Genomic DNA, 14,146 nt, shown 5'->3' with positions numbered 1-14,146 from the left:
GGATACTGACTATGCCAGAACAATTTGAAAAATCACCGTTGCTGGAAATGCGTAATATCACTAAAAAATTCGGCGCGGTAAAAGCGGTCGATAATATTAGTCTTACTCTGTCTGCCGGGGAAGTGTTATCGCTGTGTGGCGAAAATGGCTCGGGGAAATCCACATTAATGAAAGTGTTATGCGGTATTTATCCCCAGGGCACTTATGAGGGCGAAATTTATTTCGCCGGTGAACGTCTGAGCGCGAAAGGCATCCGCGACACTGAACAAAAAGGTATTGCGATTATTCATCAGGAACTGGCGCTGGTGAAACAACTGAGCGTGCTGGAAAACATGTTTCTCGGCAACGAGTGGGGCCGTTATGGCCTGCTGGACACCGATAAAATGTATCTTCGCTGCCAGCGTATGCTGGCGCAGGTGAAGCTGGATATCGACCCTCATCAGCTGGTGGGCAATCTCGGATTAGGGCAGCGTCAGTTGGTGGAAATTGCCAAAGCGCTGAATAAACAGGTGCGCCTGCTGGTGCTTGATGAACCCACCGCATCGCTGACCGAAAGTGAAACGGCCATTCTGCTGGATATCATCCGGGATCTGCGTCATCACGATATTGCCTGTATTTATATCTCCCACAAACTGACTGAAGTAAAAGCCATTTCTGACAAGCTCTGTGTGATCCGCGACGGCAGGCACATTGCCACCTGCAACGCGGCCGGTACGTCAGAAAAGGAGATCATTTCCATGATGGTAGGCCGCGAATTAACGGAGCTGTTCCCGCCACGTCACCGGCAGATCGGCGCAGAGATTTTGCGTGTTGAAAACCTGAACGCATGGCATCCGGTTAACCGTCACATCAAAAGAGTCGATAACGCCGGATTCACGTTGCGTCAGGGCGAAGTGCTGGGCGTTGCCGGGCTGGTTGGGGCAGGCAGAACCGAAATGATGGAGTGTCTGTACGGTGTCTATCCGGGGCGTTGGTCGGGGGATGTCTGGCTGGAAGGTCATCAGGTGCAGATCACGGACTGTCGTGATGCCATGCGTCGCGGGCTGGCGATGGTGCCTGAAGATCGCAAACGCGATGGCATTGTGCCGGTCATGGCCGTGGGCAGCAATATTACGCTGGCAGCGCTCAGTCAGTTCAGCAGCGGCGGTGTTTTGCGCGAGGCGCAGGAGCAATTCACCATCAGCGAATCGGTGAAACAGCTAAAAATCAAAACGTCTTCATCCGAACTGGCGATCGGACGCCTGAGCGGTGGTAACCAGCAAAAAGCCATTCTGGCGCGCTGCCTGTTACTCAAACCCAAAATCCTGATCCTCGATGAACCCACGCGCGGTATCGACGTCGGGGCAAAGCATGAAATCTACAAACTCATTGGTCAGCTGGCGGCACAGGGAATGGCGATCATCGTGATTTCCTCGGAGTTACCCGAGGTGCTGGGGCTCAGCGACCGGGTGGTGGTGATGCATCTGGGACAGGTTAAAGCCTGTCTGGACAACAACAATTTAAGTCAGGAACAGGTCATGGAAGCCGCATTGAGGAGTGAAACGCATGTCTAAATTTCCCCAGCCAGGAACCCCCGCGGCTGCCACACCGGTGGATAAGCCGGATGCCGTCTTTTCCCTGCAAAAGCTAAAAAATATTAACTTGCAGGTCTTTGTGATGCTGGCCGCCATTGCGGTGATTATTGTTTTTTTCAGCCTGACGACAGACGGCGCGTACATCAGCGCGCGAAACATTTCAAACCTACTGCGCCAGACGGCGATCACCGGCATTTTGGCCGTCGGCATGGTTTTCGTGATTATCTCCGCAGAAATCGACCTTTCCGTCGGCTCAATGATGGGGCTGCTGGGCGGCGTGGCGGCCATATTTGACGTCTGGCTCGGCTGGCCGCTTCCGCTGACCATTGCGGTCACACTGGTGCTTGGCCTGTTACTGGGGGCATGGAACGGCTGGTGGGTGGCATATCGCAAAGTGCCGTCATTTATCGTCACGCTGGCCGGTATGCTGGCATTTCGCGGCATTCTGATTGGCATTACCAGCGGTACTACGGTGTCCCCGACCACGCCCGCGATGTCTTTAATCGGTCAGAGTTATCTGCCGGGTTCTTTTGGTTTTGGGATCGGTGCGGTGGCGCTGGCGCTGTTTATCGGCTGGCAGTGGCGCAGACGTAAACAACGCAGCGCGCTCGGGCTGCCGGTGGCGGCCGCCAGAACTGACGTGACCCGTCAGGCACTGACCGCCATTGTGGCACTGGGGGCGATTTATCTGCTCAACGATTACCGTGGCGTCCCTACACCGGTGCTGATCCTGGTCGCGCTGATGCTTGGCGGCATGTTTATGGCGTCACGCACGTCGTTCGGGCGTCGTATTTATGCTATTGGCGGCAACATTGAGGCGGCGCGGCTGTCGGGCGTGAACGTCGAACGCAGCAAGCTGGCGGTGTTTGCCATCAACGGGCTGATGGTGGCCATCGCCGGTCTTATCCTCAGTTCGCGTCTGGGTGCCGGTTCACCGTCGGCGGGTAATATCGCGGAGCTCGATGCGATCGCCGCGTGTGTTATCGGCGGTACCAGCCTGGCGGGCGGTGTCGGCAGCGTGGCCGGTGCGGTGATGGGCGCATTCATCATGGCGTCCCTGGATAATGGGATGAGCATGCTGGACGTTCCGACATTCTGGCAGTACATCGTCAAAGGCGCGATTTTACTGCTGGCGGTATGGATGGATTCCGCGACCAAGCGTCGGGCATAAATACGGCGAGATATGCAGAATTTTCCGGCACTGACTAAGGGAAATCTGGTTTACCTCACATAATCACAATCCAGAATCCACAGATCTTCTGCCGTTGTGTTATTCAGCAACGCAATTAGCCTTGTTCCTCCGCGTGGGGAACAAGGCTTTAGTCAATGTAATCATCGGTGAGAAACAGGCATGTTTGAAAAACGCTACAGGATTACGCTGCTCTTTAACGCCAATAAAGTTTACGACCGTCAGGTGGTGGAAGGTGTGGGCGAATATTTGCAGGCCTCACAAAGCGACTGGGATATCTTCATCGAAGAAGATTTTCGCTGTCGTATAGATAACATCAAAGACTGGCTGGGCGACGGCGTTATTGCCGATTTCGACGATCGCGAAATAGAGACGCTGCTTGAAGATCTGAAGGTGCCCATCGTCGGCGTCGGCGGTTCGTATCACCGGGAAGAGGATTATCCGCCGGTGCATTACATCGCCACCGACAACTTTGCGCTGGTGGAAGCCGCGTTTATGCACCTGAAAGAAAAGGGCATTAATCGTTTTGCATTTTATGGCCTGCCCGATACCGGCGGGAAACGCTGGGCGCAGGAGCGCGAGCACGCGTTCAGAGCGCTGGTGGCCTCCGAGCAGTATCAGGGTGTGGTGTATCAGGGGATGGAAACCGCGCCGGAAAACTGGCAACACGCGCAGAACAGGCTGGCTGACTGGGTGCAAACCTTGCCGCAGCAAACCGGCATTATTGCGGTCACCGATGCCCGCGCCCGCCACTTATTGCAGGTCTGTGAGCACCTCAACATCCCGGTGCCGGAAAAACTCAGTGTGATCGGGATTGATAACGAAGAGCTGACGCGCTACCTCTCGCGGGTCGCGTTGTCTTCGGTGGTGCAGGGCACCCGCCAGATGGGGTATCGTGCGGCGAAGTTACTGCATCAGCTGCTAGATCAGCGCGATTTGCCGTTGCAGCGCATTTTAGTGCCGCCGGTGAAGGTGGTTGAGCGACGCTCTACCGATTTCCGATCACTGCGTGATCCGGCGGTGATCCAGGCGATGCATTACATCCGTTACCACGCCTGTAAAGGGATCAAAGTGGAACAGGTGCTGGATGCCATTGGCATGTCTCGCTCGAATCTTGAAAAGCGTTTCAAAGATGAAACAGGGCAGACGATCCACGGTGTTATCCACGAAGAGAAACTCGACCGCGCCCGTAATCTGCTGGCGGCGACGTCGATCTCAATTAACGAAATCTCGCAAATGTGTGGTTATCCTTCACTGCAATATTTTTATTCGGTGTTCAGAAAAGGCTATGAAATGACGCCAAAAGAATACCGCAGCATTCATGGTGAAGGCGTTTATCAGGAGAGCTGAAACAGAAGGTTTGCATAAACTGCCCCGGTGCTTAATCAGCGCCGGGGCAGGGTAGAAGTGTTTTATAAGGTAATCACGAACTGGCGGTTACCGTGTTCAGGGGTGATCATCATCCCTTGCGCGGTGTCAGAGGCGCTGGCGAGATCGCAATGTTCTACCTGATGAATATTGCGCAGGCACAGCGTCCAGTCAGTAGCCTTACCTTCGCTGTTCAGCGTCAGCGTGTTGCCTGTACGCTGAACTTTCAGGGTAAAGACCACATTCCCTTGCAGATCCGTAATCTGACTTTCAGCAATCACACCGTCTTCCAGCTCGAACAGATGGAATTGCGGCTTCTCGCTGTAATCGTAATCCGGTTTCTGATCATTGCTCCCCAGCGCGAGCAGCGTGTTGGGACGCACATACAGCGGCAAACTGTCGAAACCATGCTGCTGACGATGCCAGCGCGAACCTTCCGCGACGTCGTTGTTCAGCAGGTGCGTCCAGCGGCCTTGCGGAAGATAGAAATCCACATCGCCTTCTTCGCTGAAGACCGGCGCAACCAGAACGTTATCGCCCAGCATGTATTGCCTGTCCAGATAGTCACACGCCGGATCGTCCGGGAACTCCAGCATCATGGCGCGCATAACCGGCGTACCGTGGCTGGCGGCCTGCGCTGACGCAGGGTAGAGATACGGCATCAGGCGGCATTTGAGCTGCGTGAACTGACGTACCACATCGCAGGCTTCATCATCGTAGACCCAGGGTACCCGATAGGATTTGCTGCCGTGCAGGCGGCTGTGGCTCGACAGTAATCCGAACGCGCACCAGCGTTTGTAGATATGCGCCGGCGCAGTGTTTTCGAAACCGCCGATGTCATGACTCCAGAAACCAAAACCGGACAGGCCGATCGACAGACCTCCGCGCAGGCTTTCCGCCATTGATTCGTAGGTGGCGTAGCAGTCGCCGCCCCAGTGCACCGGGAATTGCTGCGCGCCGACAGAAGCGGAGCGTGCAAACAACACGGCCTCGGATTCGCCGAGTTTTTCCTGCAGCGTTTCGTACACCAGTTTGTTGTACACAAACGCATAGTGGTTGTGCATTTTCTGCGGATCGCAGCCGTCATGCCAGACGACGTCGGTCGGGATACGTTCGCCGAAATCGGTTTTGAAGCAATCGACGCCCATATCCACCAGGCGTTTCAGGTGCCCGGCGTACCATTCACAGGCCTGCGGATTGGTGAAATCGACAATGCCCATCCCGGCTTGCCATTTGTCCCACTGCCAGACGCGACCATCAGGACGTTTCAGCAGATAACCTTTCTCTTTGCCTTCATGGAACAGCGGGGATTTCTGGCCGATGTACGGGTTAATCCACACGCAGATTTTCAGCCCGCGCGCCTTAAGGCGTTGCAACATGCCCTGCGGGTCAGGGAAGGTTTGAGGATCCCATTCGAAATCACACCACTGGAAGGCTTTCATCCAGAAGCAGTCGAAGTGGAAGACATGCAGCGGCAGTTCACGCTCGGCCATGCCATCGATGAAGCTGTTAACCGTGGCTTCATCATAGTTGGTGGTAAACGAGGTGGTCAGCCAGAGACCGAACGACCAGGCTGGCGGCAGTGCAGGGCGGCCGGTCAGACGGGTGTAACGGTCGAGAACGTTTTTCGGCGTCGGGCCGTCGATGACGAAATACTCCAGGTATTCGCCTTCCACGCTGAACTGAACTTTAGAGACTTTTTCTGAACCGACTTCAAAAGACACACATTCCGGATGATTCACCAGCACGCCGTAGCCACGGTTGGTCAGATAAAACGGAATGTTTTTGTAGGATTGCTCAGTGCTGGTGCCGCCATCGCGGTTCCAGGTTTCAACAGTTTGACCATTTTTGACCAGCGCGGTGAAGCGCTCGCCCAACCCGTACACAGTTTCGCCGACGCCGAGATCCAGCCGCTCCATCATGTAGGTTTTCTGGCTGTTGCCGTCCTGAACGTAACCGTTAGATTTTGCCACGCTGCCGGTAATACGACGGCCATTGCGCAGGAAATCCAGCGTCCAGTTGTTGCCTTTGGTCACACGTACCGACAGCGAACCGCTGTGTAACGCGGCAAACTCGTCGTTGTCTTCAAAGCGCAATTCCGGCGTATCCGACTGAATCAGCGGATAGTGCGGGCCTTTGTCTACTTCGCCGTCAAAGTGAGTAATGCGCACGCCAATCACGCCGGTCTGCGGCGAGAAAAATCGCAGCGTAAACATTGGCGAATCAAGCTGGCTGGCGCGTTCAGACGCGTCTTTCGGCGCGGCGTAAATCACCATCTCGTTACCCGTTCTCTGCACTTCAAACACCTGTAACGGGTGCGTGAGTGTGAGTCCGTCCTGGATTAACCAGTTACCGTCACTAATTTTCAAGGTAAAACCCTCCTTTTACACTGCTTCCAATTCATTTCATAAATTCTTGCTGATTGCGGCGGATGCCCTGCGCGACTTCGTCGATGATGCGACGTAACAGCGGGGTGCGCAGAATGTAATAGCGTTTACAGATGATGGCGCTCAGCAGGTAGCAGATTGCCGGAACCAGCGTGAACAGCGCGACAATGCTGGTCATGGTGGCGCTGTTTTGGATGGCAGCGCCGGACTGATAACCAGAACCCGCCAGCATCCAGCCGATCATGGCGCCGGCAAGTGCCAGGCCCAATTTCAGGACGAACAGGGTGCCTGCGAAGCTGATGCCGGTCAGGCGTTTGCCATCGTTCCATTCACCGTAATCGACGGTGTCGGACATCATAACCCATTGAATTGGCGTCACGAGTTGATGCAAAACGCCGATAACAAAGATGAAGATAAACATCAGGACGCTGCCGTTAACCGGCAGGAAGAACATGCACAGGCTGAGAACGGCCAGAATGGCATTGGTCCACCAGAAGACGCTGACTTTACATTTCCAGTCGGTGAGCGGTTTTGCCAGCGCGCTGCCGAACAGGTTGCCGACGGAGTAAACGCCAAGGAACCAGGCGAACAGTACCGGATTGCCCAGAATGTAGGTCACGTAATACATCATTGCCCCGCCGCGCACGGCAACCGCCATGATGTTCAAAATGGTCAGCAGGCCGACAATACGCCACTGGTCGTTGTGCCAGATATCACGCAAATCTTCGCGCATGGTGCCGGTAGGTTTGCCCGGATCGATACGTTCTTTCGTGGTGGCAAAGCAGATTGCCAGCATCACTGCCGCCACAATCGCCAGCACGGCGATGCCGCCCTGATAACCCACGGCCTGATTTTCCCCGCCGATGTAATTCACCAGCGGCATCATCAGTACGGTACTCAGCATGCCGCCTGCGGTAGCCAGTACAAAGCGGTAGGATTGCAGCGAGATGCGTTGTTCAGGATTGTTGGTGATCACCCCGCCCAGTGCGCAATACGGGATATTGACCACGGTGTACATCAGGGTCAGCAGCGTGTAAGTGATGGCCGCGTAAATCATTTTGCCGGTCATGCTCAGTTCTGGCGTGGTGTACGTAAACACGCAGACGATGCCAAACGGGATTGCGCCAAACAGCACGTATGGGCGGAATTTACCCCAGCGGGTGCGGGTACGGTCGGCCAGTAATCCCATGCAGGGGTCAGAGATCGCATCCAGTGCGCGTGCCAGCAGGAACATGGTGCCGACATAACCGGCCGGGATCCCGAAAATATCGGTGTAGAAAAACATCATGTACAACATGACATTATCAAAAATGATATGACTGGCAGCATCGCCTAATCCATAACCAATCTTTTCCTTGACTGAAAGGATTTCTGTACTCATTGCTTCAACGTCCATATGAAAAGGGAGAGTAAGGTTTTAACGGTTGGCGGGGGCAAGGGCTATTGAGATTTTTGCTTCTGAAATTATGTTTCTTTATTTCTGTGATCGCAGGGGGCAAAAGGCGGAAAGTTGAGCGGAGAATGGGTGAAAAAACCTCCCGTTTCGGGAGGTTTCAGAGGGTTATTTTTTGTACTTTGCTTCCAGCGTGGCAAACCACGGCGCGGTAAAATCTTCTGATTTTCCCCAGCCTGGAATAATTTTGCTCAATCCGGTCACGTTGATGCCGTCAGGCTGGCTCAGCAGCAGAGACTGCGCAATGGTCTGCGCCGGGAATTCATAGGTGGCTGGCGTTTTCTCACCGGCAATTTTCAGCGCCACGATGCGCAGGTTCACCGCGCCAATCAGCTGCGTATCCACCGCAGCGGTCATCTGCCACGGGCTGCCTTTTTCGCGCATCAGTTGCAGGTCCTGATTCGAGACATCAATACTGTAGAGTTTGATTTCAGTACGGCCATTTTCTTTCAGCGCTTTATAGGCACCCTGGCTGAATGCATCCCACGCACCCCAGATGGCATCAATCTGACCTTTCGGGTATTTCGCTAAAATAGCACCGACTTTGTTGGCGGTGTCGCCTTGTACGTCTGAGGACACGGCGCCGATAGATTCCAGCTGATGAATCCCCGGATTTTCTTTCAGAATCGCTTCATAGGTTTTCTGACGGCGTTCCATCGGCGGGAAACCGGCCACCCATAGTTTGACGATGTTGGCTTTGCCGTTGAAATCTTTCACCAACTGGCCGACGGAGGCTTTCGCCAGGGATGCGTCGTCCTGACGGGTTACCGTGACGCCGGGAATATTTTCCGGTACTTCGGTATCAAATGCCGAAACGGCAATACCCGCCGCCGCGATACGCTTGACCAGCGCCTCGGAATACGGGCCGCGGCCCTGCGAGAGAATGATGCCGTCGTATTTCTGGCTAATGGCCTGATTGACGAAATCCTGGAATTTGGCGTCGTCGCCGTTACTCAGAAATGTATCGACCTTGAAGCCGAGCGCGCGGCCTTGTTTGATGGCACCGGCCAGAAACTGGGTGGTGTTATCGTCAGAACCGAGATTACGCACAATGGCGATACGCACCGGGCCATTATGTTGTGCAATCGCCGCCGGAACAGGGGCGGGCGTGGCATCCGCGGCGAATGCCGGGAGGGCGGAGAACAGGCTCAGTGCCAGTAAAGAGGCGGATATTCTTTTCATTATTTAACAACTCCGTCGGTGCGGCAGATGATCGCAGCGATGTCAGCATGACCCTGGGATAGTTTCGGCGCGCCAAATGGGCGTTCCGGAATGAGGATGTACAGAAGTCTGTCTGTCCAGACGTCTATTCTGTCGGAGCAGTCTACCGATATGTTAAGAAGGAGGGAATGCTTTGTTGTTATTATATTTCATCGCGGCGTTATTCCTGTTAGTTATAGGAGGAGGGCAGTCTTTGAGCAAAATCAGAGACATGGCCTAGACTAAAAGCACACACCTGAAAGATGCCCCCGGAGGAAGCCTGATGACTTATCCTTTCCGCGACACCTTACTGCCCGTTTTCGCACTGGCCCTGCTGGCCACCCACGCTAACGCGGCTCCGAAAGCCCCTATCTCACCGGCGTCTGCGCGTGCAGAAGTCACTGAACTTGCCAGCGGACTGGATCACCCGTGGTCGCTGGCTTTTCTGCCCGATAATCAGGGCGCGCTGATCACCGAGCGCAGCGGGCAGATGCGCCTGTGGCAGCCTGACGGCGCAATGTCGGCCCCGCTCAAGGGTGTGCCGCGCGTGTGGGTCAGCGGGCAGGCCGGGTTATGGGACGTGCGCTTATCTCCTGACTTTGCCAAAAACCGGCGTGTCTATCTGACCTTCACTCAGCCCGGCGAGAAGGGCGAACCCCATGCGGCGCTGGGATATGGCACCTTGTCGTCTGACAATAAAAGTCTCGACGACTTTAAAGTGATCTTCGTCCAGCAGCCTGCGCTCAGCAGCGGCATCAATCTCGGCGGACGGATTGCCTTCGATGCGAAGGGCAATATCTTCATGTCCACCGGCGACAACAATCAGCGAATTAACGCCCAGCATCTCAGCCAGTTGCAGGGCAAGATTTTGCGTCTGACCCCGGAAGGGGGCGTGCCGCAGGACAACCCGTTTGTTAACGATAAGAATGCCAGGCCGGAGATCTGGACTTATGGCAACCGTAATCCGCAGAGTCTGGCCGTCAATCCGTGGACCGGCGCCTTATGGGAATCGGAGCACGGCCCGCGCGGCGGGGACGAAGTGAATCTGCCGCAGCCCGGTAAAAACTATGGCTGGCCGCTGGCGACGTTTGGCATCAATTATTCCGGGCAGCCTATTCCGGAAGCGAAAGGCACCCGCATCGACGGTGCCGTTGATCCGATTTATTACTGGGAAGTCTCTCCTGCGCTGAGCGGGATGGCGTTTTATAACGCAGACCGTTTCCCGCAGTGGAAACATTCGCTGTTTATCGGCGCGCTGGCGGGGGAATCTCTGATCCGTCTGACCGTTGACGGCGATAAAGTCACCGGTGAAGAGCGGTTGCTGACCGACCGCAAGGAACGCATCCGGGAAGTGCAGACCGGGCCGGATGGCTTCGTGTATGTGCTGACGGATGAGAGTGACGGCAAATTACTGAAGATTGCGCCGGGTGCTTAACATGAAAAAGGCGGGTCGGATGACCCGCCGGTAACCCAGGAGAAACGGCCTTAACTCAGCGGGATCATCACGCGTTTGATAAAGGCCGGGCGCTGTGCCAGTTGCTGATACCAGCGCTCAACGTTCGGATGCGACTGACGCTCAATGTTCAGCGAGTACCAGGAATACGCATAAATCCCCAGCGGGATATCTCCGATCCCGAACGTTTCGCCGGAGAGCCATTTTTGCTTTGCCAGTACGGCATCGGCAATTGCCCAGTATTTCTCAAACACCTTCATGCCCGAGGCAACCAGCGCCATATCGCGCTCCGGTTCCGGAATGCGCACCAGCGTCTGATAGACCTGACGATAAGGGGCGATCAGCGAGCTGCTCGCCCAGTCCAGCCATTTGTCGATACTGGCGCGATGCCGCGCATCGGCAGGCCAGAATTCCGGTTTGCCGGAACATTCGGCAAGGTAGCGAAGAATGGCATTCGATTCCCACAAGACAAAATCATCTTCCTGAAAGCAGGGCACCAGACCATTCGGGTTTAAAGCGAGATAAGCCGGGTCAGTATTCTTGCCAAAGGCGCCGCCTGCGTTGACGATGTTATACGCCAGCTCCAGTTCATCCAGCATCCACAGCACTTTTTTGACGTTGGTCGAGTTTTCACGTCCCCATACGGTAATCATTCAGAACCCCTTGTTTTCAATATGAAAATACGGACTTTTTTTGATGATGACTGGCTAAAACTATAGGCCACGGCGAAGAATTATGCGAAGGGAAAAAAGTAACACTCAGCGACAGGGTGTAGCCGCCGCTGAGTGCGGGAAGGGCAGATTAGCGTTGTAACTTCTGCGCTTTAAACAGGGAAATGACGCTGAGCAGTGCGACGACCATCAGGTAATAACCCGGTGCCAGGCTGCTGCCGGTGGCGGAAATCAGCAGCGTACAGATGAACGGTGCGAAGCCACCAAACACGGTCACGGCAACGTTGTAGCTGATAGCCATACCGCTTGCGCGGGTGGTGATCGGGAACAGATCCGCCATCATCGACGGGACGGCGGAGAAATACACTGATTTCAGCAGCGCCAGCCAGCTGATAAGCAACAGCAGTGACAGCGCGGAGGTGTATTCCAGCATCAGCCAGAATGCCGGATAAATGGTGATCAGCAACAGCACCAGTGAGCCCCACATCAGCGGCAGACGCCCCACTTTTTCAGCCCATAATCCCATCAGCGGCGTCACCACCGTCAGAATTATCCCGGCAGACAGCGTCGCGGTAAACCCGGCCGACGCGGGCAGATGCAGCGTTTTCGTGGCATACGTCGGCACATAGTTCAGCATGTAGTTAATGGCCGTTGACACGACCATCAGCCCGATGGCGATGAAAAACAGGCCTTTCTGCGCCCGGACGATCTCTTTCAGCGGAGACGCGGATTTCTCAGCAGTGCGGAAGCTTTCCGACTCTTTGATGTGACGGCGGATGTACAACCCGACCGGTCCAATCAGCAGGCCGAAGATAAACGGAATACGCCATCCCCAGTCCTGCAACTGAGTTTCGGTCAGGATGGCAGACAATCCCAGGCCAAACGCCGACGCCAGTAACGTACTCGCGCCCTGGGTGGCAAACTGCCAACTGGCGATGAAGGCTTTACGCTCGGGGAAATGTTCCACCAGAAATGCCGTGGAGCTGCCAAACTCGCCGCCTGCGGAGAAACCCTGAATCAGGCGTGCGGCCAGGATCAGCAGCGGTGCCGCCATGCCGATGGTGCCGTAAGACGGCGTGACCACAATGATCAGACCGCCGATCATCATCAGGCTGATGGACATCAGTAACGATGCTTTTCGCCCGTGTTTATCGGCGTAAGCCCCCAGCACAATTGCGCCCAGCGGGCGGATCAGGAAGGAAACGCCGAAACTGCCAAAGGTCAGCAGCAGCGAGACGGTCGGATCTGAGGTCGGAAAATAGGCGTGGGCGATATAGCTGGCGAAGAAGCCGTAAATCGCGATATCGAACCACTCCAGCGCATTGCCGATACAGGTGGCAAACAACGTTTTCATCAGGTTCGGCTTTTCTGCCGTTCCCTTAAGCGGGGTTGAAGATGCAGTTATCTGGCTCATTGAACAACTCCGGCTTGCGCGCTGTGATGTGCGTGATGTTGACTGAGCAGGGCTGTGCCCCTTTCGCCCAGATCCCATAACAGGTGGGTCATGATCGCCAGCCCTTCACGGGCAACCGAAATCAGCATGTGTTCGTTGACGCCGTGCTGCCCGCAGGCCGGATAGGAGTGCGGTACCCACAAGGTCGGCAGGCCGAGGATATCGGCGAACACATCGTTAGGCAGCGAGCCGCCCAGATTCGGTAACAGTGCCGGTTTTTTGCCGGTGGTCTGCTGCATGATGTCCAGCGCCCAGTCCACCAGCGGATCAGTCGGATCGAAGCGCGTTGCCGGAGAGCCGCGCATAAATTCCACCTCGACCTGTGGAAAGCCCCGGGCGTCCAGATGCGCACGAACGTGTTCCGCCAGATGCTGCCAGTCGGTACCGACCACAAAGCGCAGCTGACACACCGCAGTGGCATGGCCGGGAATGGCATTCATCGGGCGCTGTGGATTGCCGGTCAGGAATGACAACACTTCCAGCTGATTCCATGCGTAGAGGCGTTCGGTAGGCGTCAGCCCTTCTTCGCCCCAGTCAGGGTCGATCTGCGGATCGTTTTCGCCGCCACCGGCCTCAACGTCGCTGAGAATGTCGCGAATGGCTTCGCTGACCGCAGGCGGTTTCAGCGCCGCGACCTGTAACTGACCGTGCTGGTTCACCAGACACGCCAGCGCGTTGGCCAGCTGCGTGCCCGGATTGGTCAGCAGGCCGCCCCAGTTGCCGGAGTGATAGGCGTTGTCGCGCGCATTGACGGTCAGACGGAAATTGACGGCGCCGCGTGAGCCGAGGAACAGGGTCGGACGGACGGCGTTGAGACGCGGCCCGTCAGAGGCGAGGAAAATATCTGCGCTCAGTTGTTCTTTATAGTTGCGGCAAAGTTCTGCCAGACCCGGCGAACTGATTTCTTCGCCCATTTCGAACAGCAGCTTGCAGTTAAAGCCCAGACGCCCGCCGCGTGCTTTGAAGATTTGCTCCAGCGCTGCGATATTAATGCTGTGCTGGCCTTTGTTATCCGCTGTGCCGCGCCCGTACCAGCGGTCGCCTTCTTCTTTCAATGCCCAGGGCGAGAGATCGCTGCGCCAGTTTTCATCGTCCCCGAACACCACATCGCCATGACCGTAGCTGAGGACGGTGGGCAGCGCGCTGTCTTCAATACGGGTTGCGATAAGAAAAGGCCGGTTGGCGGCGTGAGGATTATCAACGCTGAGCAGCGTGAAGCCCATCGCAGATAACGCCGGTTTAATCTCTTCATCGAGGTAACGGGCCAGTTCATCATCCCGCTGATTACTCTGGCTTTCCGTGGCTATCGCCACTCTGCGCGCCAGAATGCGCTGGTATTCACCCTGATCAAACCAGGCTAACGCCTGTTCAACGATATTTTCCGCTGTCATGAGGAAC

The 14,146-nt window shown here is 55.6% G+C and carries 10 protein-coding genes; 4 read left to right on the top strand and 6 right to left on the bottom strand.

Going from position 1 to position 14,146, the window contains the following annotated elements; genetic code table 11:
* Positions 1-11 precede the first annotated feature (11 nt).
* The 3 genes from ABSH60_RS01215 (at position 12) to xylR (ending at position 4,113) form a co-directional block, all read left to right on the top strand.
* Positions 12-1,553 carry a xylose ABC transporter ATP-binding protein gene (locus ABSH60_RS01215; protein WP_390972355.1) on the top strand — a complete coding sequence of 514 codons (1,542 nt, stop codon included), beginning with the start codon at positions 12-14 and terminating at the stop codon, positions 1,551-1,553.
* Complete coding sequence (xylH, locus tag ABSH60_RS01210) at positions 1,546-2,745, top strand: xylose ABC transporter permease XylH (RefSeq protein WP_122095009.1); 1,200 nt, start codon at positions 1,546-1,548, stop codon at positions 2,743-2,745. The genes ABSH60_RS01215 and xylH overlap by 8 nt, the downstream gene beginning before the upstream one ends.
* Positions 2,746-2,925: 180 nt before the next feature.
* Positions 2,926-4,113, top strand: a complete 1,188-nt coding sequence (gene xylR / locus ABSH60_RS01205) for a D-xylose utilization transcriptional activator XylR (protein WP_056769768.1) — start codon at positions 2,926-2,928, stop codon at positions 4,111-4,113.
* 62 nt (positions 4,114-4,175) lie between these two features.
* On the opposite strand, the gene yicI is transcribed toward xylR, so the two are convergent.
* From yicI to ABSH60_RS01190, 3 genes are all read right to left on the bottom strand, one after another.
* Positions 4,176-6,500, bottom strand: coding sequence for an alpha-xylosidase (yicI, locus tag ABSH60_RS01200; protein ID WP_390972353.1), 2,325 nt, complete (start codon positions 6,498-6,500; stop codon positions 4,176-4,178).
* A gap of 31 nt (positions 6,501-6,531) precedes the next feature.
* The gene (locus tag ABSH60_RS01195; protein WP_056769772.1) at positions 6,532-7,899 is read right to left on the bottom strand and encodes a glycoside-pentoside-hexuronide family transporter; all 1,368 of its coding nucleotides are present in this window, start codon (positions 7,897-7,899) and stop codon (positions 6,532-6,534) included.
* 180 nt (positions 7,900-8,079) lie between these two features.
* On the bottom strand, positions 8,080-9,153 hold the full coding sequence (locus tag ABSH60_RS01190; protein ID WP_136376193.1) for a sugar ABC transporter substrate-binding protein: 1,074 nt from the start codon (positions 9,151-9,153) through the stop codon (positions 8,080-8,082).
* A gap of 301 nt (positions 9,154-9,454) precedes the next feature.
* On the opposite strand from ABSH60_RS01190, the gene ABSH60_RS01185 reads away from it, so the two are divergent.
* Complete coding sequence (locus tag ABSH60_RS01185; RefSeq protein ID WP_390972350.1) at positions 9,455-10,606, top strand: PQQ-dependent sugar dehydrogenase; 1,152 nt, start codon at positions 9,455-9,457, stop codon at positions 10,604-10,606.
* A gap of 50 nt (positions 10,607-10,656) precedes the next feature.
* On the opposite strand, the gene ABSH60_RS01180 is transcribed toward ABSH60_RS01185, so the two are convergent.
* From ABSH60_RS01180 to ABSH60_RS01170, 3 genes are all read right to left on the bottom strand, one after another.
* Positions 10,657-11,277: a glutathione S-transferase N-terminal domain-containing protein gene (locus ABSH60_RS01180; protein ID WP_390972348.1), complete on the bottom strand. Its 621-nt coding sequence runs from the start codon at positions 11,275-11,277 to the stop codon at positions 10,657-10,659.
* Positions 11,278-11,425: 148 nt separating this feature from the next.
* The gene (locus tag ABSH60_RS01175; protein ID WP_217203892.1) at positions 11,426-12,709 is read right to left on the bottom strand and encodes an MFS transporter; all 1,284 of its coding nucleotides are present in this window, start codon (positions 12,707-12,709) and stop codon (positions 11,426-11,428) included.
* On the bottom strand, positions 12,706-14,139 hold the full coding sequence (locus ABSH60_RS01170; protein ID WP_390972346.1) for a M20/M25/M40 family metallo-hydrolase: 1,434 nt from the start codon (positions 14,137-14,139) through the stop codon (positions 12,706-12,708). The genes ABSH60_RS01175 and ABSH60_RS01170 overlap by 4 nt, the downstream gene beginning before the upstream one ends.
* Positions 14,140-14,146: the final 7 nt, after the last annotated feature.

The sequence above is a fragment of the Rahnella sp. R3(2024) genome (assembly GCF_042920125.1).
Classification (GTDB): domain Bacteria; phylum Pseudomonadota; class Gammaproteobacteria; order Enterobacterales; family Enterobacteriaceae; genus Rahnella; species Rahnella rivi.
Note: the sequence above shows the minus strand (reverse complement) of the source record. Positions and strands in the feature narration are given on the sequence as shown.

Coding starts and splice junctions, on each gene's coding strand:
- ABSH60_RS01215 (WP_390972355.1), top strand. CDS start 12: ATGCCAGAACAATTTGAAAAATCACCGTTGCTGGAAATGCGTAATATC.
- xylH (WP_122095009.1), top strand. CDS start 1,546: ATGTCTAAATTTCCCCAGCCAGGAACCCCCGCGGCTGCCACACCGGTG.
- xylR (WP_056769768.1), top strand. CDS start 2,926: ATGTTTGAAAAACGCTACAGGATTACGCTGCTCTTTAACGCCAATAAA.
- ABSH60_RS01195 (WP_056769772.1), bottom strand. CDS start 7,899: ATGAGTACAGAAATCCTTTCAGTCAAGGAAAAGATTGGTTATGGATTA.
- ABSH60_RS01190 (WP_136376193.1), bottom strand. CDS start 9,153: ATGAAAAGAATATCCGCCTCTTTACTGGCACTGAGCCTGTTCTCCGCC.
- ABSH60_RS01185 (WP_390972350.1), top strand. CDS start 9,455: ATGACTTATCCTTTCCGCGACACCTTACTGCCCGTTTTCGCACTGGCC.
- ABSH60_RS01180 (WP_390972348.1), bottom strand. CDS start 11,277: ATGATTACCGTATGGGGACGTGAAAACTCGACCAACGTCAAAAAAGTG.
- ABSH60_RS01175 (WP_217203892.1), bottom strand. CDS start 12,709: ATGAGCCAGATAACTGCATCTTCAACCCCGCTTAAGGGAACGGCAGAA.
- ABSH60_RS01170 (WP_390972346.1), bottom strand. CDS start 14,139: ATGACAGCGGAAAATATCGTTGAACAGGCGTTAGCCTGGTTTGATCAG.